This is a genomic window from Stenotrophomonas sp. YJH_SMC_48-3, from assembly GCF_059369375.1.
Map to the genome: position 1 here is coordinate 251466 of NZ_JCAFSQ010000002.1, position 18161 is coordinate 269626.

18 protein-coding genes are annotated in these 18161 nt (G+C 67.4%); 7 read left to right on the forward strand and 11 right to left on the reverse strand.

Annotation, left to right across the window (positions count from 1 at the left end):
- The first annotated feature begins 21 nt into the window (after positions 1-21).
- Genes AC5P65_RS04040 through AC5P65_RS04050 form a run of 3 tightly spaced genes read left to right on the forward strand, consistent with a single transcriptional unit; the run spans position 22 to position 2022 of the window.
- The gene (locus AC5P65_RS04040) at positions 22-753 is read left to right on the forward strand and encodes a CoA transferase subunit A (protein ID WP_111097810.1); all 732 of its coding nucleotides are present in this window, start codon (positions 22-24) and stop codon (positions 751-753) included.
- Between the two features lies 1 nt (position 754).
- Positions 755-1387 (forward strand): CoA transferase subunit B, encoded by a 633-nt coding sequence (locus AC5P65_RS04045; RefSeq protein WP_111097811.1) that lies wholly within the window; start codon positions 755-757, stop codon positions 1385-1387.
- A 47-nt stretch (positions 1388-1434) separates the two neighbouring features.
- Positions 1435-2022, forward strand: a complete 588-nt coding sequence (locus AC5P65_RS04050; RefSeq protein WP_019660978.1) for an alpha-ketoglutarate-dependent dioxygenase AlkB family protein — start codon at positions 1435-1437, stop codon at positions 2020-2022.
- Between the two features lie 4 nt (positions 2023-2026).
- Here the strand turns inward: AC5P65_RS04050 and AC5P65_RS04055 are convergent, their stop codons facing one another.
- Genes AC5P65_RS04055 through AC5P65_RS04070 form a run of 4 tightly spaced genes read right to left on the reverse strand, consistent with a single transcriptional unit; the run spans position 2027 to position 5545 of the window.
- Positions 2027-2668: an ABC-type transport auxiliary lipoprotein family protein gene (locus AC5P65_RS04055; RefSeq protein WP_021202701.1), complete on the reverse strand. Its 642-nt coding sequence runs from the start codon at positions 2666-2668 to the stop codon at positions 2027-2029.
- Positions 2665-3591, reverse strand: a complete 927-nt coding sequence (locus AC5P65_RS04060) for an MlaD family protein (protein ID WP_019660980.1) — start codon at positions 3589-3591, stop codon at positions 2665-2667. Before AC5P65_RS04060 ends, AC5P65_RS04055 begins: the two co-directional genes overlap by 4 nt.
- 3 nt (positions 3592-3594) lie before the next feature.
- Complete coding sequence (locus tag AC5P65_RS04065) at positions 3595-4422, reverse strand: ABC transporter ATP-binding protein (protein ID WP_111097812.1); 828 nt, start codon at positions 4420-4422, stop codon at positions 3595-3597.
- A 1-nt stretch (position 4423) separates the two neighbouring features.
- On the reverse strand, positions 4424-5545 hold the full coding sequence (locus AC5P65_RS04070) for an ABC transporter permease (RefSeq protein ID WP_058981024.1): 1122 nt from the start codon (positions 5543-5545) through the stop codon (positions 4424-4426).
- 92 nt (positions 5546-5637) lie between these two features.
- On the opposite strand from AC5P65_RS04070, the gene AC5P65_RS04075 reads away from it, so the two are divergent.
- On the forward strand, positions 5638-6897 hold the full coding sequence (locus AC5P65_RS04075; RefSeq protein WP_019660983.1) for a threonine/serine exporter family protein: 1260 nt from the start codon (positions 5638-5640) through the stop codon (positions 6895-6897).
- Positions 6898-7006: 109 nt separating this feature from the next.
- On the opposite strand, the gene AC5P65_RS04080 is transcribed toward AC5P65_RS04075, so the two are convergent.
- From AC5P65_RS04080 to AC5P65_RS04090, 3 genes are all read right to left on the reverse strand, one after another.
- Entirely contained in the window at positions 7007-7390 is a 384-nt protein-coding gene (locus AC5P65_RS04080) for an H-NS histone family protein (protein ID WP_010480700.1), read from the reverse strand.
- A gap of 222 nt (positions 7391-7612) precedes the next feature.
- Positions 7613-9316, reverse strand: coding sequence for a proline--tRNA ligase (locus AC5P65_RS04085; protein ID WP_111097813.1), 1704 nt, complete (start codon positions 9314-9316; stop codon positions 7613-7615).
- Positions 9317-9989: 673 nt separating this feature from the next.
- Complete coding sequence (locus tag AC5P65_RS04090; RefSeq protein ID WP_111097818.1) at positions 9990-10364, reverse strand: DUF4124 domain-containing protein; 375 nt, start codon at positions 10362-10364, stop codon at positions 9990-9992.
- Between the two features lie 80 nt (positions 10365-10444).
- Between AC5P65_RS04090 and pssA the strand changes: the two genes are divergently transcribed.
- Genes pssA through rimI form a run of 3 tightly spaced genes read left to right on the forward strand, consistent with a single transcriptional unit; the run spans position 10445 to position 12221 of the window.
- Positions 10445-11221 carry a CDP-diacylglycerol--serine O-phosphatidyltransferase gene (gene pssA, locus AC5P65_RS04095; RefSeq protein ID WP_019660986.1) on the forward strand — a complete coding sequence of 259 codons (777 nt, stop codon included), beginning with the start codon at positions 10445-10447 and terminating at the stop codon, positions 11219-11221.
- Positions 11218-11727: a hypothetical protein gene (locus tag AC5P65_RS04100; RefSeq protein ID WP_058980477.1), complete on the forward strand. Its 510-nt coding sequence runs from the start codon at positions 11218-11220 to the stop codon at positions 11725-11727. The genes pssA and AC5P65_RS04100 overlap by 4 nt, the downstream gene beginning before the upstream one ends.
- Positions 11724-12221, forward strand: a complete 498-nt coding sequence (rimI, locus tag AC5P65_RS04105) for a ribosomal protein S18-alanine N-acetyltransferase (protein WP_019660988.1) — start codon at positions 11724-11726, stop codon at positions 12219-12221. The genes AC5P65_RS04100 and rimI overlap by 4 nt, the downstream gene beginning before the upstream one ends.
- A 66-nt stretch (positions 12222-12287) precedes the next feature.
- Here the strand turns inward: rimI and AC5P65_RS04110 are convergent, their stop codons facing one another.
- The 4 genes from AC5P65_RS04110 to AC5P65_RS04125 all read right to left on the reverse strand — a co-directional run bounded on the left by AC5P65_RS04110 (position 12288) and on the right by AC5P65_RS04125 (position 18075).
- Positions 12288-13109 carry an EamA family transporter gene (locus tag AC5P65_RS04110; protein WP_111104937.1) on the reverse strand — a complete coding sequence of 274 codons (822 nt, stop codon included), beginning with the start codon at positions 13107-13109 and terminating at the stop codon, positions 12288-12290.
- A gap of 79 nt (positions 13110-13188) precedes the next feature.
- Entirely contained in the window at positions 13189-16017 is a 2829-nt protein-coding gene (locus tag AC5P65_RS04115; RefSeq protein ID WP_111097815.1) for a valine--tRNA ligase, read from the reverse strand.
- A 71-nt stretch (positions 16018-16088) separates the two neighbouring features.
- Positions 16089-16514 carry a DNA polymerase III subunit chi gene (locus AC5P65_RS04120; protein ID WP_019660991.1) on the reverse strand — a complete coding sequence of 142 codons (426 nt, stop codon included), beginning with the start codon at positions 16512-16514 and terminating at the stop codon, positions 16089-16091.
- An 82-nt stretch (positions 16515-16596) separates the two neighbouring features.
- The gene (locus AC5P65_RS04125) at positions 16597-18075 is read right to left on the reverse strand and encodes a leucyl aminopeptidase (protein WP_021203467.1); all 1479 of its coding nucleotides are present in this window, start codon (positions 18073-18075) and stop codon (positions 16597-16599) included.
- Positions 18076-18161 lie beyond the last annotated feature (86 nt).

Sequence of the window (18161 nt, forward strand, 5' to 3'; positions counted from 1 at the left end):
AACGTGCAGGGTAGTACAGCAATGCAGCAATCGACTTCCACCGGCAAGCGCAGCAAGCGCTTCGCCAGTGCGGCGGAGGCCCTGCAAGGGGTGGTCGCCGATGGCCAGACGCTGGCCGTGGGCGGCTTCGGCCTGTGTGGCATTCCCGAGGCATTGATCGCCGCGCTGCGCGACAGTGGCGTCAAGGGCCTGACCGTGATCTCCAACAATGCCGGGGTCGATGGTTTCGGTCTGGGCCAGCTGCTGGAAACCCGGCAGATAAAGAAGATGATTTCGTCCTATGTGGGCGAGAACAAGGAGTTCGAGCGGCAGTTCCTGGCCGGCGAGCTCGAGCTGGAATTCAACCCGCAGGGCACCCTGGCCGAACGCCTGCGTGCCGGCGGCGCAGGCATTCCGGCGTTCTTCACCGCCACCGGCTATGGCACGGTGGTGGCCGAAGGCAAGGAAACCCGCGAGTTCGACGGCAAGCACTACGTGATGGAAACCGCACTGCGCGCCGATGTGGCACTGGTCAAGGCCTGGAAGGCCGACGAGGCCGGCAACCTGGTGTTCCGCAAGACCGCGCGCAACTTCAACCCCGCCTGTGCGATGGCCGGCAAGGTCTGCATCGTGGAAGTGGAAGAGGTGGTGCCGGTGGGTGCCATCGATCCGGACCAGGTGCACCTGCCGGGCATCTACGTGCACCGCATCGTGCACAACGCGCATCCTGAGAAGCGTATCGAACAGCGCACCATCCGCGCGGAGGGCAACTGACATGGCGTGGACCCGCGATGAGATGGCGGCGCGTGCCGCCCGCGAACTGACCGATGGTGCCTACGTGAACCTGGGCATCGGCCTGCCGACCCTGGTCGCCAACCACATCCCCGAAGGCGTGGACGTGTGGCTGCAGTCGGAGAACGGCCTGCTGGGCATCGGGCCGTTCCCGACCGACGCCGAGGTCGACGCCGACCTGATCAACGCCGGCAAGCAGACGGTCACCGCACGTGCGGGCGCCAGCTACTTCGGCAGCCACGACAGCTTCGCGATGATCCGCGGTGGCCACGTCAACCTGGCCATCCTCGGCGCCATGCAGGTCACCGACAAGGGCGACCTGGCCAACTGGATGGTGCCCGGCAAGATGGTCAAGGGCATGGGCGGCGCGATGGACCTGGTCGCCGGCGTGCAGCGCGTGGTGGTGTTGATGGAGCACACCGCCAAGAACGGTGAGCACAAGATCCTGGCCGAATGCTCGCTGCCGCTGACGGGTGTTGGCGTGGTCGACCGCATCATCACCGACCTGGCCGTGTTCGACGTCACCGATGCTGGTCTGGTGCTGGTGGAAGCGGCGCCGGGTGTCAGCAATGACGAACTGAAGGAAAAAACGGGCGTGGCGTTCGCGCGCCGCTGACGTTCCGGGGCGGCCTTCGGTCGCCCCCCCTTTCCCTTGGGGCGCCCATGCTGTTCCCCCACGACCTTCCCGATGCCGACGTCCGCCACCTCCCGGCCTGGCTGTCTCCCGCCGAGGCCGATGCCTTGCAGCGCGATCTGCAAGCCGGCGTGCCGTGGGAGGTGCATCGCATCCGCATGTTCGGCAGCTGGGTGGATTCGCCACGGTTGAGCTGCTGGATAGGTGATCCGCAGGCGCGCTATCGCTACTCGGGGGCAGAATTCGTGCCGCACCCGTGGCCGCCGTCCCTGCAGGGCATGCGCGAGCGCCTGCAGGACGATGGCTTCGGCCGCTTCAACAGCGTGCTGCTGAACCGCTATCGCGGCGGCGGCGACTACATGGGATGGCACAGCGATGACGAGCCGGAGTTGGGTCCGGCCCCGGTGATTGCGTCGCTGAGTCTGGGCGCATCGCGTCGATTCCTGCTGCGCCGGCGCGATGATCCGGCGCGCAAGGCCGAGTACCTGCTCGGCCACGGCGATCTGCTGGTAATGGCGGGGCAGACGCAGAGGTTCTACCAGCACGCGCTTCCGAAGATGGCGCGGGTGCAGGGTGAGCGGATCAACCTGACGTTCCGCTGGATTGCGCCGCGCTGATCGATCAGCGCGCGACGTTAGGCTGGTCGGCCTGCCCGCTCACCAGTGTCCACCCCACCACATCCTGCGCCAGCTGCTGCAGGCCACGTTCGAACGCCGCGGTCACCGCCGGTACGTCGGTGCTGCCGACCGGCTGCGCCTGGCGGAACGTACGGTCGGCCACCACGCGCTGGTCGGCGACGTGGATCAGCTTGGCGTTGACCTCGATCACCACGGTCGGCGTGGCCTGGCCCTGGTAATCCGATTCGAAGCGGCGCACGTCGGTGGACAGCTTGTAGTCGGCACGGATGCCGGCGGTGCTGCGCGCCACGCCGCGGATGCGCCCGGAATCCTCGAAGCCGCGCAGCAGGGTGTCCTCGATCATGTCGGTGGCCGGCTGTGCCCAGCTGGCGCCCTTGTAGATTTCCATCTGCGAAGGCGTCGGCCGCACATTGATGCGCGGGCTGTCGACCAGGCGCGCGGCGCTCGGCTTGGCCAGTACCAGCTGCCAGCTGGCCTGTGGCCACGCCGGGTCGGCCTTCACCTGCACCGAGGGCGAGTACAGCGTCACTGCGGTTTTCTCGCTGCTGCCAAGGATGGAGCAGCCGCCCAGCAGGGCGACCATCGAAGCGGCCAGCAGCAGGCGCGGAAGGGGGGGCGGGCTCATTTGGGTTCGAACTCCTTCGGTGCGTCGCGGCCCAGCAGGTAGCGCGCGGGGTTGTTCTCGAGGCGATCGCTGACCCGGCGCAGGTCGCGGATCAGGCCGCGCAGCTCGGTCAGCGTCGGGCCGAGCTGGCCGAGGCCATCATTGGCGAAGCTGTTGATCGCGGCGCGGTTCTCGCCAAGGATCGAATCGGCGTTGCCGGCGGCCGAGTCGAGCTTGGCCAGGGTGGCATCGAGCTTGTCGATGATGCCCGGCAGCTGCTGCACCAGGTTCCTGTCCAGGCGCTCGATGGTGCCGTTGGTGGTCTTCAGCGTGGTGTCCAGGCTGCGGGCGGCATCGCGCGCGCTGAGCAGCAGCGCCTGGGTACCCTGGTCGCGGTCGGCCAGGCCACCGCTGATGGTCTCCAGGTTGGCCAGCGTGGCATTGATCGAGGCTACATTGCGGTCGCTGAGGATCTGGTCCATGCGCTCGACGATGCGGTTGGCAACATCGGTGATGTTCTGCAGCGCCGACGGCGTGGTCGGTATGATCGGTGCCGGGTCCTTGTTGACTGTGGTCAGCGCCGGCGACTGCGGCGTACCGCCGCTGAGCTGGATGATCGACGGGCCGGTGAGGCTGGTGATCGCCAGCTTGGCGCGGGTATCGGTCTTGACCGGCGTGGTCGAGTTCAGGCGGATGCGTGCGACCACCTGGCGCGGGTCGTCCGGCACCAGGTTCAGTTCGACGATCGACCCGACCGCGATGCCGTTGTACTGCACCGGGCTGCCCACCGACAGGCCGGTCACCGCCTCGCGGAACACCACGCGGTATTCCTGCCAGGTGCGGTCGGAAGAGTACTTGGCCGCCCACAGGCCGAACGCCAGCAGGGCCAGGCCGGTGATCAGGGTGAACGCGCCGATCAGCACGTAGTTGGCTTTGGTTTCCATGGCTCAGGCACTCTCGATCTGTTCGCCACGCGCGGCGCGCGCGCGGGGTCCGTGGAAGTATTCCTGGATCCACGGATGATCCAGTTTCTCGATTTCCGGGAGGGGCGCGTTGGCAACGACCCTGCGGTCGGCCAGCACGGCCACGCGGTCGCAGATGGCGTACAGGGTGTCCAGGTCGTGGGTGATCAGGAACACGGTCAGCCCCAGCGCTTCCTGCAGGGTCTTGATCAGTCGGTCGAACGCGGCCGCGCCGATCGGGTCGAGGCCGGCGGTGGGTTCGTCCAGGAACAGCAGCGGCGGGTCCAGCGCCAGCGCCCGGGCCAGGCCGGCGCGCTTGCGCATGCCGCCGGACAGCTGCGAGGGCAGCTTGTTGATCGCGTCGGCGGGCAGGCCGGCCAGCTTCACCTTCAGCAGTGCCAGCTCGTAATGCCAGCGCTCGGGCAGTTCGCGGTGGTGTTCCTTCAGCGGCACCTGCACGTTCTCGCCCACGGTCAGTGACGAAAACAGTGCGCCGTCCTGGAACAGCACGCCGGTGTTGCGTTCGATGTGCAGGCGGCTCTCGGCGTCGTCGGCACGCGCGTCGCGGCCCAGCACTTCGATCTGGCCTTCGTCGGGCGTGCGCAGGCCCAGGATGGAGCGCATCAGCACCGACTTGCCGGTGCCGGAGCCACCGACCACGCCCAGGATCTCGCCGCGACGCACGTCCAGGTCCAGGTCTTCGTGCACGGTCTGGCTGCCGAAACGGTTGACCAGGCCGCGCACGCGGATGGCCAGCTCGTGGCCGTCGTCGTCCTGCATGGGAATGTCTCCGGGCGTCGGATGCGTGCTCATGTCACCAGCCCATGTGCATGAACCACAACGCCGCGAAGGCGTCGATGATGATCACCAGCGAGATCGTCTGCACCACGCTGGAAGTAGTGCGTTCGCCTACCGACTGTGCCGTGCCTTCGACCTTCAGGCCTTCCAGGCAGCCGATCAGGCCGATCACCAGCGCGAATACCGGCGCCTTCGACAGGCCGACCAGCATGTGCCGCACCTCCATGGTCTCGTGCATGCGCGCGATGTACATCTGCGGCGGGATGTCGAGGTCGAACGCACCGACGGTGATGCCGCCGGCCAGGCCGGCGATCATCGCGATGAAGGTCAGCAGGGGCAGGGTGACCAGCAACGCCAGCAAGCGAGGCAGCACCAGCAGGTCGACCGGGTCCAGGCCCAGCGTGCGCATCGCATCGATTTCCTCGCGCGCCTTCATCGCGCCGATCTGTGCGGTGAAGGCGCTGGCGGTACGGCCGGCCAGCACGATCGCGGTCAGCAGCACCGCGAACTCGCGCAGGAAGGCGATGTTGACCAGTTCGACCACGTAGATCTCGGCGCCGAAGTCGCGCAGGATGGTTGAGCCGAGGAAGGCGATCACCGCACCGACCAGGTAGGACAGCAGTGCCACCAGCGGCACCGCATCCAGCCCGACCTGCTCCATCTGGTGCACGGTGGCGGTAAGGCGGAAGCGGCGCGGTTCCTTGACCAGGCGGGCCGCCTTGACCAGGTTCTCGCCGAGGAAACTGCACAGCGCCTTGATGTTGTGGCCTGTGGCATGGACGCTGACACCCAGCCGCTCCAGTGCCGCCAGCACGCCGAAGTCGCGCTTGGGCTTGGGCCGGTCGTCGGCGACTTCCTCGATGGTGCACACCAGCGCCTGGTGATCCGCGCGGAACTTCAGTGCGTCTTCGCCGAGGTCGGCGCGATGGGCCACGCGCAGCACCTGCAGCACGCCGGCCGAATCCATCTTCTCGATGGCGGTGGCATCGATGCCGGTCAGCGTGTCAGGAACGCCACGCAGGACCTCGGCCGCGGCCAGCGCGGTCTTCAAGGTCCAGGTGCCGGACAGGCGGATCACGCCCGGATCATGGGCGTCCTGTTCGAGCTGGGGGGCGTGGTTCGGGGTCACTTGGGCCATTCCGGTCGCAGCATAACCGTTCTGTATTGGCCATCGCGTCGAACTCGGATGAATTTCTCCGGTCAGGCCCCGCCTAGGTAATACTACGGCGCATGTCCGCAGATGCTCACACGATCCCCACGCCCCAGGCCACCTACGCGCAGCGGGTGGCCTTCGTTTCCGAGATCGCCGGACGCCTGCACAGCTATGGCACCACGGCCCAGCGCCTGGAAACGGCGGTGGTGGCACTGGCTCGCCAGCTCGACCTGGATTGTGAACCGTGGTCGAACCCCACCGGCATCATCCTCAGCTTCAGCGATCCGGCGCAGGCGATCGGCTCCAGTGACATCACCCGGGTGATCCGCCTGGCGCCCGGCGAGAACGACCTGCACAAGCTCAGCGTCGCCGACCATATTGCCGAAGAAGTGGCCAACGGCCGGATGAGCATCGCCCAGGGCCACACCGCGCTGCGCCAGCTGGACAAGGATCCGGGCCGGCGCGGCAAGCTGCGCACGATCCTCTCGTTCACCCTTGGCGCGGCCGGCGTGGCCGGCATGTGGAAGCTGCCGTGGCTGGACATTGCGACCGCCGGTGTCATCGGCCTGATGATCGGCCTGCTCGGCATGGTCACCGACCGTCGCCCGGCCACCCGCGAAGCCGCCGAGGCACTGGCCGCGCTGTTGGCCGGCCTGGTCGCCACCCTGGTTGCGTCCTTTATTGGTGCGCTCAACCTCAACACGGTGATCATCGCCTCGCTGGTAGTGCTGCTGCCCGGCATGTCGCTGACCAATGCGGTCAACGAACTGGCCAGCCAGCACTGGGTATCGGGCACCGCGCGCTTTGCCGGCGCGCTGACCACCATCATGAAGCTCAGCGTCGGCGCGATGATCGCGGTGACCCTGGCCGACGTGCTCGGCCTCGACCCGGTGATCCGCGCGGCTCGGCCGCAGGGGCCGTGGGTGGAGTGGGGCTCGCTGCTGACCGCGGCATTCGCGTTCGCGATGCTGTTCAAGGCCAATCGTCGCGACTATCCGTGGGTGATTGCCGCCTCGGTGGCCGGTTATGCGATCTCCAAGTTTGGCGGCCACGCCTGGGGCGCGCCGGCCGGCATCTTCCTGTCGGCGATGCTGCTGACGGCCGGTGGCAATCTGTTCGGTCGTCTGGTCGGGCGTCCGGGCGCGATCATCCGCCTGCCCGGCATCATCATGATGGTGCCCGGCAGCACCAGCCTGCGCGGCGTGCTGACCCTGGTCCAGCAGCAGGACGTGGGCGCCGGCCAGAGCGTGTTCCTTACCGTGCTCAACGTGGTGATGGCACTGGTGGCCGGCCTGCTGTTCGGCAATCTGCTGATGCCCGCCCGCAAGACTCTGTAGAGCCGAGCCCATGCTCGGCTTCGGATATGGATAGCCGAGCGTGGGCTCGGCTCTACAAACAAAAAACGCCGGCTTTCGCCGGCGTTTTTCATTGCATCCCGATCCGGCCTCAGGCCTTCTTGATCAGGAAATCTTCCGGCTTCTTGTTGCCCTTGGCAGTCAGCTCAGCCATCCAGCGCGGCTGCTTGCCACGGCCGGTCCAGGTTTCCTTGGGGTTGGCCGGGTTGCGGTACTTCGGGGCAACCTTGCCCAGCTTGCGGCCGGCGGTCTTCGACGGGGCCTTGGCGGCCGGAGCGGCCTTGCGGGCACGCGTGGCCGGGGCGCTGCCGAACAGTTCTTCGATGGTGTAACCCTCGGTCTTGGCCAGCTTGGTCAGCTGGGCCCGGACCTTGGTGATCGGCCGGCGCTTGGCGACGATGGTCTGCTGCTTCTTGGCGGTACGGATCAGGGCGCCCAGCTCGCGTGCTGACAGGCCGGTCAGGTCAATGCTCATTTACGGTTACTCCGGAAACTAATGTGTGGACGGGACAAGCCAGTCCATGGCGTCGGCGGACAGAATAGAGATGAATTAATCACAGCACAAATGCAGGCGGGTCATGGCGTGGCGGCATGCAGGCGCCGTCGCGGTGATTTTGACCGGATTATGTCCGCTGCAATATCGGGGAAGACCGCGGCAGAAAAAAAAGACCGGGGCAGGGCCCGGTCTTTTTCCTGATCAGCCCTGCAGACGCTGCAGCAGGGAGGCCTTGTCCAGGCTTTCCGCTTCGCTGGCGCGGCGCGAGCGGTATTCGTAGGTACCGGCGGCCAGGCCGCGTTCGCTGACCACCACGCGGTGCGGGATGCCGATCAGTTCCATGTCGGCGAACATCGCGCCCGGGCGCAGGCCGCGATCGTCAAGCGCCGCGTCCAGGCCGGCATCGCGCAGTTCCTGCAACAGGTTGGCCGCAGCGTCGGCCACGGCAGCATCGCCCTTCGGGTTGATCACGCACACCACCACCTGCCACGGCGCCATCGCGTCCGGCCAGATGATGCCGGCGTCGTCATGGTTCTGTTCGATCGCGGCAGCTACCACGCGCGAGATACCGATGCCATAGCAGCCCATCGCCATCACCGCCGCCTTGCCGTTTTCATCCAGCACGGTGGCATCCAGCGCTTCGGCGTACTTGCGACCGAGCTGGAACACGTGGCCGACTTCGATGCCACGGGCGATCTTCAGTTCGCCACCGTCCAGTGCGCGGTCACCGGCACGCACGTTGCGGATGTCCGCCACTTCCGGTTCCGGCAGGTCGCGGCCCCAGTTGACGCCGGCCAGGTGGAAGCCGGTTTCGTTGGCGCCGACGACGAAGTCCGACATCGCCGCCACTTCGCGATCGGCGACCACGCGGATGGGCTTGGCCGGGGCGACCGGGCCGAGGAAGCCCGGCACGCTGCCCAGATGCTCGGCGATCTCCGCCTCGCTGGCGAAGCGCTGTTCGTCCAGGCCGGCAACCTTGGTCAGCTTGATCTCGTTGACTTCATGGTCACCGCGCACCAGTACCAGCACGAACTGCTGTGCCTTTCCTTCACCCGCGATCAGCGCCACCGACTTCACCGTGCGCTGCAGGTCGATGCCGAGCAGGGCCGCGACCTCCTCGCAGGTCTTCTGGGTGGGGGTGTCGACCTTGCGCATGGCTTCGCTGGCGGCCGCACGCGGCGCCGGATCGGCGGCAATCGCCGCTTCCATGTTGGCCGCGTAGTCCGAGCCGGTGGAGAACACCAGCGCGTCTTCGCCGGAATCGGCGATCACGTGGAATTCCTGCGACGCATCGCCGCCGATTGCGCCGGAGTCGGCCTGCACCATGCGGAAGTCCAGGCCGAGGCGGGTGAAGATGCGGCTGTAGGCCGACTTCATGTTCTCGTATTCGCGCACCAGGCACTCGTCGTGCAGGTGGAACGAATAGGCGTCCTTCATCAGGAACTCGCGCGAACGCATCACGCCGAAACGCGGGCGGATCTCGTCGCGGAACTTGGTCTGTACCTGGTAGAAGTTCACCGGCAGTTGCTTGTAGCTGGACAGCTCGCTGCGCGCGAAGTCGCAGGCGGCTTCCTCGGCGGTCGGGCTGTAGCAGAACACCTGGTCCTTGCGGTCCTTGATCTTCAGCAGCTGCGGGCCGAACTTCTGCCAGCGCCCGGTCTGCTCCCACAGTTCCTTCGGCTGGATGGTCGGGATCTGGAATTCCACGGCACCGGCGCGGTCCATTTCCTCGCGCACGATGCGCTCGACCTTGCGCAGCACGCGCAGGCCCAGCGGCGACCAGGTGTACAGGCCCGATGCCAGCTTGCGGATCATGCCCGCGCGCAGCATCAGCCGGTGGCTGGTGAGCTCGGCGTCGCTGGGGGTTTCCTTGGTGGTGTGCAGGTGGAACTGGGAGAGGCGCATCGTCGGCTTCGGATAACGGCAGAGACGCCTATTCTGCCAGCCCGGCCGGGGGGAGGGGTATCGGCAGGGCTGCGCCCTGCACCCGCAGTAGTGCCGGCCGCTGGCCGGCAACCTCAGAAGCAACAGCCGAAGCAACAGCGGGCTTCCCGTGGGATGGCGGGGTGGGTCAGGTTGCGGGAGACGCCGTAAACCCCGCTCCGCGGTCCGGCCCAGCCGCTGGCGGCTGTGCGTTCGGGCGCTTGCGAAGCAGTGCTTCGCGAGCAAAGCGCCCTCACCCATGGGGGCTTGGCCGCGGCATCCATGCCGCGGCCACTCCCGCAACCGGACCCACCCCGCCTTCGACAGTTTCCTGCGAGCTGTCGGAATGGCTCCTGGGGTCAGATCCGTTTTCCGCAGGAAAACGGATCTGACCCCGGATTCAATTCGAGATCCGACAGATTTCATCCACGCATGGCGTGGATCTATTGGCCACCGGGAATCTGTCGGGGGTGCGGCGGTGTCGGATTGCGAGGTGTCAGCCGCATGGATGCGGCTGCCAAGCCTACATGGACGTACTTGCGGCGTCCCCGCAATCCGACACCGCCCCGCCATTACACGGAATGCCCGCTTTTGACGTTGCCGTTGCCGTTGCATGCAGCCTCTGCAGGTGCAGGGCGCAGCCCTGCCGACCCCCTTAACTTGCCGGTGGGCAGTACGCCTTGATCGCGGCCTCCGCCAGCCCCTTCTGCGCGGTGCGCTGCTCCGGGCTCAACGGGGTATCGGCCTTGCCATCACCATCGGTGTCCTGCATCACCTGGCCGCCACCATCCAGCAAGGCCAGGTTGGCACGGGCGGTGCTGCACTGCTCGGGCACCGGTGCAGCCGGAGTCTGGGTGCTGGTTGCAGTCTGCGGGCTGCGCGCCTGCTCCCGGGTCTCGTACTTTTTGCCGGCCGGCGGGGTCTCCGAGTACTGGGTCACGCCATGGGCGTCCTTCCATTTATAGACCGGGCCAGCCACGGCGCTGGCACTGGCCAGCAGCAGGCATCCAAGGCAGGACAGGGCACGCATGGCAAACTCCGCGGAATGGGCGTAGAACGCCGATTGCAGCATTGGCGCCGAGCACTGGCAAGTCGATTAAACTGGATTCCATGGACCCGATCACACCGCCGCCGCGTTCGCGCACGATTTACCTGCTGCCCAACCTGTTCACCACTGCCGGACTGTTCGCCGGCTTCTACGCGATCATCGCCGCGGCCAATGGGGATTTCGTCAACGCCAGCATCGCCGTGTTCGTGGCGGCGGTGATGGATGGGCTGGATGGGCGCGTGGCGCGCCTGACCGGCACCAGCAGCGAATTCGGCGTGCAGTACGACTCGCTGGCCGACCTGGTCAGCTTCGGCATGGCTCCGGCGCTGGTGATGTATCACTGGTCGCTGTCGTGGCTGAAGTTCGACGATCCGCTGCTCGGCCGCGTTGGCTGGGCCGTAGCGTTCCTGTACGCGGCCTGCGCGGCACTGCGCCTGGCCCGCTTCAATACCCAGGTGGCGGTGGTCGACAAACGCTGGTTCGTCGGCCTGGCCAGCCCGGCCGCGGCCGGCCTGATGATGTCCTTCGTCTGGGCGTTCGCAGATGGCAACCTGGGCTGGGACGGCAACCAGTTGCGCTACGTGGCGCTGGCGGTGACGATCATCGCGGCGCTGCTGATGGTCAGCCGCATCCGCTTCTGGAGCTTCAAGGGCGGCGGCGCCAAGGGTACCCGTTCCGACCGCGTGCCGTTCCTGGTGCTGGCCCTGGTACCAGTGGCCATCGCCATCGCGGTCATCGACCTGCCGCGCGTGCTGTTCGCGGTGGGCATCCTGTACGCCCTGTCCGGCCCGGTGATGTGGGCCGTGCAGCGCCTGCGCAAGAAGCCCGAGGCCGCGTGAGCCAGGACCTGCCCGTGCTGTGGTCTCCGGCCCAGCAGGCCTGGCTGCAGGCCATGGGCTACACCGTCTATCACGACGGCCAGCTGGCCGCCGAGCTGGACGCCGCGCTGCAGCTGAGCGTGGCCGAAGCCGAGGCGGCTGCCGCGCCAGCGGTGGAGCAGGCGCGGGCACCCACCGCGCCCGCGCGCGAACCTCTGGCTGCGCCAACACCGGTTTCCCGGCAGGAACGCCAGGCGCCACCACGTCGCCAGACCCCGGTCAACGCACCGGATACCGCGCCGGCGGCGGCCCGCCCGCTGCCGGGCGGCAATGCCCGGCAGCCGGTGGTGCGGCTGCCGGATCGCCTGCAGATCGCCTTGCTGCGCGCGTCCGGCTGCAATCCCAATGATCCGGCCACGCAGGCGCTGATGGACAGCTGGCCGTTGGACCAGCTGCGCCAGGATCCCGCCGCCAAGCGCGCGCTGTGGCCGCAGCTGCGTGCCCTGCGCAAGCGGGGCGCACCGTGAGTGCGGTCAGCCAGCCTGGTCCGGTCAGCCTGCGCGCGCTGCGCGAGAGTGACCTCAACGCGGTGATGGCGATTGAAGTACGCGGGTATCCGTTTCCGTGGACCCGCGGCATCTTCGTCGATTGCCTGCGTGCGGGCTATCCCGGCCTGGCCATGGAGCGCGATGGCCAGTTGATCGGCTATGGGGTGCTCAGCATCGCGGCCGATGAGGCACATGTATTGAACATCTGCATCGATCCGCTGGCGCAGTCGCGTGGGCTGGGTCGTCAACTGCTGCGCGCGCTGGTACAGCTGGCTGGCGACCGGGGGGCACAGCGTGTGTTCCTCGAAGTGCGTCCGTCCAATACGCCGGCGCTGGCGTTGTACCACAGCGAAGGCTTCAACGAGATCGGCCGCCGCCCGCGCTACTACCCGGCCGCACAGGGCCGCGAGGACGCGGTGGTGATGGCGATCGAGCTGGTCGATGGTGACCTGCAGGCGATGCCGCCGTTGTGACGGAGAAGGGTGCCGGCCAGCGGCCGGCACTACCGCTAGCCGCCAACCTTGGTTGGCACGCTTCTCTCACGCCATCCGCAGTGCGAGCACGCCACCCACAATCAACGCCGCTGCCAGCCAGCGCGCACGCGGAATCCGCTCGCGCAGCACGAATACCGAGATCAGCAACGCGAACAGGATCGAGGATTCGCGCAGCGCCGAGACCATCGCCACCGGTGCCTGGGTCATGGCCCACAACGCCATTGCGTAGGAGGCGGTGGTGCCGACGCCACCGGCCAGGCCCAGCGGCCAATGCTGGCGCGCATAGTCCAGCACCGCGTCGCCGCGGGTGTACAACGCCCACAGCGGCAGCGGAATGCCCGACAGCAGGAACAGCCACAACGTGTAGCTGAGCGCGCTGCCGGACTGGCGCGCGCCGTGCGCATCGACCAGGGTGTAGGTGGCGATCATCGCCGCAGTCAGCAGCGGCAGGCGCAGCTGGCCGCCGCGTGCACCCAGTGCCATGCACAGGATGCCGGTGCTCACCAGCACCACGCCCAGCCACGCCGCCGGGGGCAGTTGCTCGCCCAGCAGGGAGCCCGCCAGTGCAACCAGGATCGGCGCGCTGCCACGCATCAGCGGATAGGCCAGGCTCATGTCGACCCGCTGGTAGCAGCGTGCGACCAGCCCGTAGTAGGTCACCTGCAGCAGCACGGATGCAGCCAGCCAGGGCCAGCTTTGCGCGGCCGGGAACGGCAGGAAGGGCAGGGCCGCCGCCGACAGCAGCGCAGCGCTGCCGGTTACCAGCACGGTGCCGAGGAACTTGTCCGGCCCGCGTTTGACGATTGCATTCCAGCTGGCATGCAGTGCCGCAGCGGCGAGAACCAGCAGGAAGATGGAAAGCGGCATCCGGTGATGATGCCATGCCGGGAAAATGTTCCGGGTTTGGTGGGTGCCAACCTTGGTTGGCACCCACCAGGGCGAGGTGTTACAGCTTCGCGCGCTGTTCGCGCAGGCCGGCCAGCTGGGTGTTCCAGTCGGCCAATCGCACGCGCTCCTGCTCGACCACCGCCGGTGGAACCTTGTCGGTGAACCTGGCCAGCTTGGTTTCGCTCTTTTCCTGCTCGCCTTCCACGCGCTTGATCTCCTTGTCCAGGCGTGCACGCTCGGCGTCCAGATCGACCAGGCCTTCCAGCGGCACCAGCAGCTTCAGCTCGCCCACGATCGCGGCGGCCGCCGGCGGTGCGCTTTCGCCTTCGGCCAGCCACTGGATGCTGTCCAGCTTCAGCAGGAACGACAGCGAGGCGCTGAAGCGTTCAATACGCACGCGGTCCTGCGCCAGGCCGGCCTGCAGGCGGAGCGGCACCAGCTTGGACGGCGCGACGTTCAGCTCACTGCGCACGCGGCGCACGGCACTGATCACCGCCTTCAGCCATTCCACGTCGGCCTCGGCCTGGGCGAAATCGCCTTCGAACTCGGCGGCGGTCGGGTACGGGCGCAGCGACAGCGTGGTTTCGGTCAGGCCCAGGCGCGGGGCCAGCTGCTGCCACAGCTGTTCGGTGATGAACGGCGTGAGCGGGTGCAGCAGGCGCAGCAGCGCTTCCAGCACGTACAGCAGGGTGTGGCGGGTGCTTTCGGCGTCGGCGGCGTCTGCACCGTTCAGTGCCGGCTTGCTCAGTTCCAGGAACCAGTCGCAGAACGCGTTCCAGGCGAACTCGTACAGGCACTGCGCCAGCAGGTCGAAGCGGTAGGCGGCGAAATGGCCCTGCGCTTCGGCGGTGGTGGCGGCCAGGCGCGCGAGGATCCAGCGCTCGGCATCGGTACGCGGCTTCGGCACGCCGGTGAACGCAGCGCCTTCGGTGTTCATCAGGGCGAAGCGGCTGGCGTTCCACAGCTTGTTGCAGAAGTTCTTGTAGCCCTCGGCGCGGTTCATGTCGAACTTGATGTCGCGGCCGTGGGTGGCCAGCGCGGCGATGGTGAAGCGCAGCGCATCGGCACCGTGGGCAGCAATGCCGTCCGGGAATTCCTTGCGGGTGGCCTTTTCGATCTTCTCCACCATCTTCGGCTGCATCAGGCCGCCGGTACGCTTGGCGACCAGGTCGTCGATGGTGATGCCGTCGATGATGTCCAGCGGGTCGAGCACGTTGCCCTTGCTCTTGGACATCTTCTGGCCCTGGCCGTCGCGGATCAGGCCAGTGAAGTAGACGTCCTTGAACGGGATCTTTCCGACCAGGTTGTCGGTGGCCATGATCATGCGCGCCACCCAGAAGAAGATGATGTCGAAGCCGGTGATCAGCACCGACGATGGCAGGTAGCGGTCGAAGCCGCGCTCGGCCATGGCCTGCTCATTCGGCCAGCCCAGGGTGGAGAACGGCCACAGCTGCGAGGAGAACCAGGTCTCCAGCACGTCGCTTTCCTGGTTCAGCACCACGTCGCTGCCGAGGTTGTTCTTGGCGCGCACTTCGTCTTCGCTGCGACCGACATAGCAGCTGCCGGTGGCTTCGTCGAACCACGCCGGAATGCGGTGGCCCCACCACAGCTGGCGGCTGATGCACCAGTCCTGGATGTTGTTCATCCAGTGGCGGTAAGTGTTGATCCAGTTCGGCGGCACGAAGGCGATACTTCCGTCCTCGACCAGTTCCAGGCCACGCTTGGCCAGGTCGTCCATCTTCACGAACCACTGGTCGGTCAGGTACGGCTCGATCACCTGGCCGGTACGGTCACCGCGCGGCACCTGCAGCTTGTGCGCCTTTGTCTCGACCAGGATGCCGAGGTCTTCCAGTTCGGCCAGCACGGCCTTGCGCGCTTCATAGCGGTCCAGGCCCTGGAAGCGCTCCGGCGCGTTTTCGTTCAGCGCTGCCACCGGCGTGAACAGGTTGATCATCGGCAGGCTGTGGCGCACGCCCACTTCGTAGTCGTTGAAATCATGCGCCGGGGTGACCTTGACCACGCCGGTGCCGAACGCGCGGTCCACGTAATCGTCGGCGATCACCGGCACGCGGCGGCCGGTCAGCGGCAGCACCACCTGCTTGCCGATCAGGTGCGCATAGCGCTCGTCTTCCGGATGCACCATCACCGCCGTATCACCCAGCAGGGTTTCCGGGCGGGTGGTGGCCACCACCAGGTAGTCGCGGGTCTCGCGCAGGGTTTCCACGCCGTCGGCATCGCGCTCGACGTGTTCGTAGCTCAGGCCGTCATCGAGCGTGTAGGCGATCGACCACAGGAAGCCGTCTTCCTCGGCGCTCTCCACTTCCAGGTCGGAAATGGCGGTCTTCAGCACCGGGTCCCAGTTGACCAGGCGCTGGCCGCGGTAGATCAGGCCCTGCTCGTACCAGCGCACGAAGGCTTCGTTGACCGCCGCCGACGGCTGCGGGTCCATGGTGAAGGTGCTGCGCGACCAGTCGGCGGAGGTGCCGAGGCGGCGCATCTGGCGTTCGATGGTGTCGCCGGACTGCTGCTTCCACTCCCAGACCTTGCCGATGAAGCCTTCGCGGCCCAGCGAATCACGGGTCTCGCCCTTGCCTTCCAGCGCCAGGTTGCGGCTGACCACCATTTCGGTGGCGATGCCGGCGTGGTCGGTGCCGACCTGCCACAGCGTGTCGTAGCCGCGCATGCGGTGGTAGCGCACCAGCGCGTCCATCAGGGTCTGCTGGAACGCATGGCCCATGTGCAGCGTGCCGGTCACGTTCGGCGGCGGCAGCAGGATGGTGTAGGGCTCGCCCGTGCCGGACGGCTTGAAGTGGCCGGCCTTCTCCCAGGCCTCGTAGAGGTCGGTCTCGAAGGACGTCGGGTCGTAGCTGGAGGCGAGTTGGGTCATGCGGGGGAACCAGGAGGTAATCGTTGAAGGATCAGGGCGCGGCGGCGGCCCATCAAGGGACCGGGGCGCGCTTACATGTCGTGCTTGTTCAGGTCGTAACCGGCGGCCTTGTACTGGCGCCAGCGCTCGCGCAGCGGTTCGCGCGCTTCCGGATCGGCCGGAACCACTTCCAGCACGCGCTCGCACTGGCCCAGCCAGGGCTCGTCGCGCAGGTTGATCACCAGCGGACGCACCGGTGCCTCGGTGCCGGGCACGGCGATCAGCACCAGGGCTTCTTCCTCGTCCATGTCTTCGCCGGCAATCTGGTGCGGGATGTAGGCATCGTTGTCGAACGCCCACAGCAGTTCGTCCAGCTCCTCGGCCTGGGCCTGGTCGCGGGCCAGGACCAGGGTGAACAGCCCGGCGTCGTTGGCCTTGCGCGCCAGCTCGCAGACCAGGCGCAGGGGCTCGGTCAGGAAACGGGGCTTGGCGATCAGGTAGAAGTCGGCGCGGGGCATGGCAGGGTCCGGGTCAGGCAGGGTTCCGGCGGTGCCGGGCGAGGCCCGGGCCGGCGTCTGCCGGCCAGGGTCGGGTACGGCATCAGGCGCGGGCGGCCTGGTCCAGCAGCCACTGGCTCAGCAGGCCGACCGGGCGGCCGGTGGCCATGCCGCGCTTGCCTTCATCGCTGGCCACGCCGGCGATGTCCAGGTGGGCCCAGCGCTGGCCTTCGGCGAAGCGCGACAGGAAGCAGCCGGCGGTGATCGCACCGGCCCAGCGGCCGCCGATGTTGTAGACGTCGGCGAAGGTCGAATCCAGCATCGGCTGGTATTCGTCCCACAGCGGCAGGCGCCAGGCGCGGTCGAACACCTGCTCGCCGGCGGCCAGCAACTCGTTGGCCAGGTCGTCGTGCTTGCTCATCAGGCCGGCGGTCTGGTGGCCCAGGGCGACCATGCAGGCACCGGTCAGGGTGGCGACATCGACCAGCGCCGCCGGTTCGAAGCGCTGCGCGTAGGTCAGCGCATCGCACAGGATCAGGCGGCCTTCGGCGTCGGTGTTGCCCACTTCAATGGTTTTGCCCGACATCGAGGTGATCACGTCGGACGGGCGGTAGGCGTTGCCATCGATGGCGTTTTCAACGGCCGGCACCACCACCACCAGGTTCAGCGGCAGCTTGGCTTTGACCGCAGCGACGAAGGTGCCGATGACGTTGGCGCCACCGCACATGTCGTACTTCATTTCCTCGATGCCGCCCTGGGTCTTCAGGTTGACGCCACCGGTATCGAAGGTGATGCCCTTGCCGACCAGCACGTAGGGCTTGGCGTCGCCGCCATTGTTCCACTTCAGCACGACCAGGCGCGGGCGGTTGGCCGAGCCACGGGCCACGGCCAGCAGCGAGCCCATGCCCAGCGCTTCCATCTGGTGCTCGTCGAGGATCTCGGCTTCGGCACCGTCATGCTCGCCGGCGAACTTCACGCCCACCTCGGCCAGGTAGGCCGGGGTGCAGTAGTTCGGCGGCAGGTTGCCCAGCTCGCGGGCGAACTCGACACCGGCGGCGATGGCCTGGCCCTGGGCCAGGGCCTGCGCGTCGTCACCGGCGATGGCCAGCTGGGCCAGGCCGGCGTCGTCGGCCTTCTTCTTGCCCAGGGTGGCGGTGTAGCGGTAGGCGGCGTGATCGGCGGCGATCACCGCCTGGCGGATCGCCCAGGCCGCGTCGCGGTCCTTCACCGCCACTTCGGACAGGGTGAACAGTGCGCTGCGGGCAGCGCCGGCCTTCAAAGCACGCACGGCGTCGCCCACGGCCTTCAGGTACTGCGGCACGCCGAAGCGGGCGGCGTCGCCGAGGCCGACCACCAGCACGCGCGGCGCGCTCACGCCCGGCAGGTCGTGCAGCAGGGTGGTGGCGCCGGTCTTGCCGGACAGGTCGCCACGCTGGGCCAGGGCGGCCAGGCGGCCACCGCTGGCGGCATCCAGCGCCTGCGCGGCCGGGGTCAGGGTATGGTCGGCATACGCGCCGACCACCAGGCAATCAACGGTGGCGGCGGCCGGAGCAACGTGGTTCAGGGTGAATTCGAGGGCCATTGAGCAGATTCCATTGGCGAGTCCGTACAATCGCAGGCCGTTTACGCCCAGACAGTAGACTGGGCGGCACCGCGAACGAACCCCAG

Coding starts and splice junctions, on each gene's coding strand:
- AC5P65_RS04040 (WP_111097810.1), top strand. CDS start 22: ATGCAGCAATCGACTTCCACCGGCAAGCGCAGCAAGCGCTTCGCCAGT.
- AC5P65_RS04045 (WP_111097811.1), top strand. CDS start 755: ATGGCGTGGACCCGCGATGAGATGGCGGCGCGTGCCGCCCGCGAACTG.
- AC5P65_RS04050 (WP_019660978.1), top strand. CDS start 1,435: ATGCTGTTCCCCCACGACCTTCCCGATGCCGACGTCCGCCACCTCCCG.
- AC5P65_RS04055 (WP_021202701.1), bottom strand. CDS start 2,668: ATGAGCCCGCCCCCCCTTCCGCGCCTGCTGCTGGCCGCTTCGATGGTC.
- AC5P65_RS04060 (WP_019660980.1), bottom strand. CDS start 3,591: ATGGAAACCAAAGCCAACTACGTGCTGATCGGCGCGTTCACCCTGATC.
- AC5P65_RS04065 (WP_111097812.1), bottom strand. CDS start 4,422: ATGAGCACGCATCCGACGCCCGGAGACATTCCCATGCAGGACGACGAC.
- AC5P65_RS04070 (WP_058981024.1), bottom strand. CDS start 5,545: ATGGCCCAAGTGACCCCGAACCACGCCCCCCAGCTCGAACAGGACGCC.
- AC5P65_RS04075 (WP_019660983.1), top strand. CDS start 5,638: ATGTCCGCAGATGCTCACACGATCCCCACGCCCCAGGCCACCTACGCG.
- AC5P65_RS04080 (WP_010480700.1), bottom strand. CDS start 7,390: ATGAGCATTGACCTGACCGGCCTGTCAGCACGCGAGCTGGGCGCCCTG.
- AC5P65_RS04085 (WP_111097813.1), bottom strand. CDS start 9,316: ATGCGCCTCTCCCAGTTCCACCTGCACACCACCAAGGAAACCCCCAGC.
- AC5P65_RS04090 (WP_111097818.1), bottom strand. CDS start 10,364: ATGCGTGCCCTGTCCTGCCTTGGATGCCTGCTGCTGGCCAGTGCCAGC.
- pssA (WP_019660986.1), top strand. CDS start 10,445: ATGGACCCGATCACACCGCCGCCGCGTTCGCGCACGATTTACCTGCTG.
- AC5P65_RS04110 (WP_111104937.1), bottom strand. CDS start 13,109: ATGCCGCTTTCCATCTTCCTGCTGGTTCTCGCCGCTGCGGCACTGCAT.
- AC5P65_RS04115 (WP_111097815.1), bottom strand. CDS start 16,017: ATGACCCAACTCGCCTCCAGCTACGACCCGACGTCCTTCGAGACCGAC.
- AC5P65_RS04120 (WP_019660991.1), bottom strand. CDS start 16,514: ATGCCCCGCGCCGACTTCTACCTGATCGCCAAGCCCCGTTTCCTGACC.
- AC5P65_RS04125 (WP_021203467.1), bottom strand. CDS start 18,075: ATGGCCCTCGAATTCACCCTGAACCACGTTGCTCCGGCCGCCGCCACC.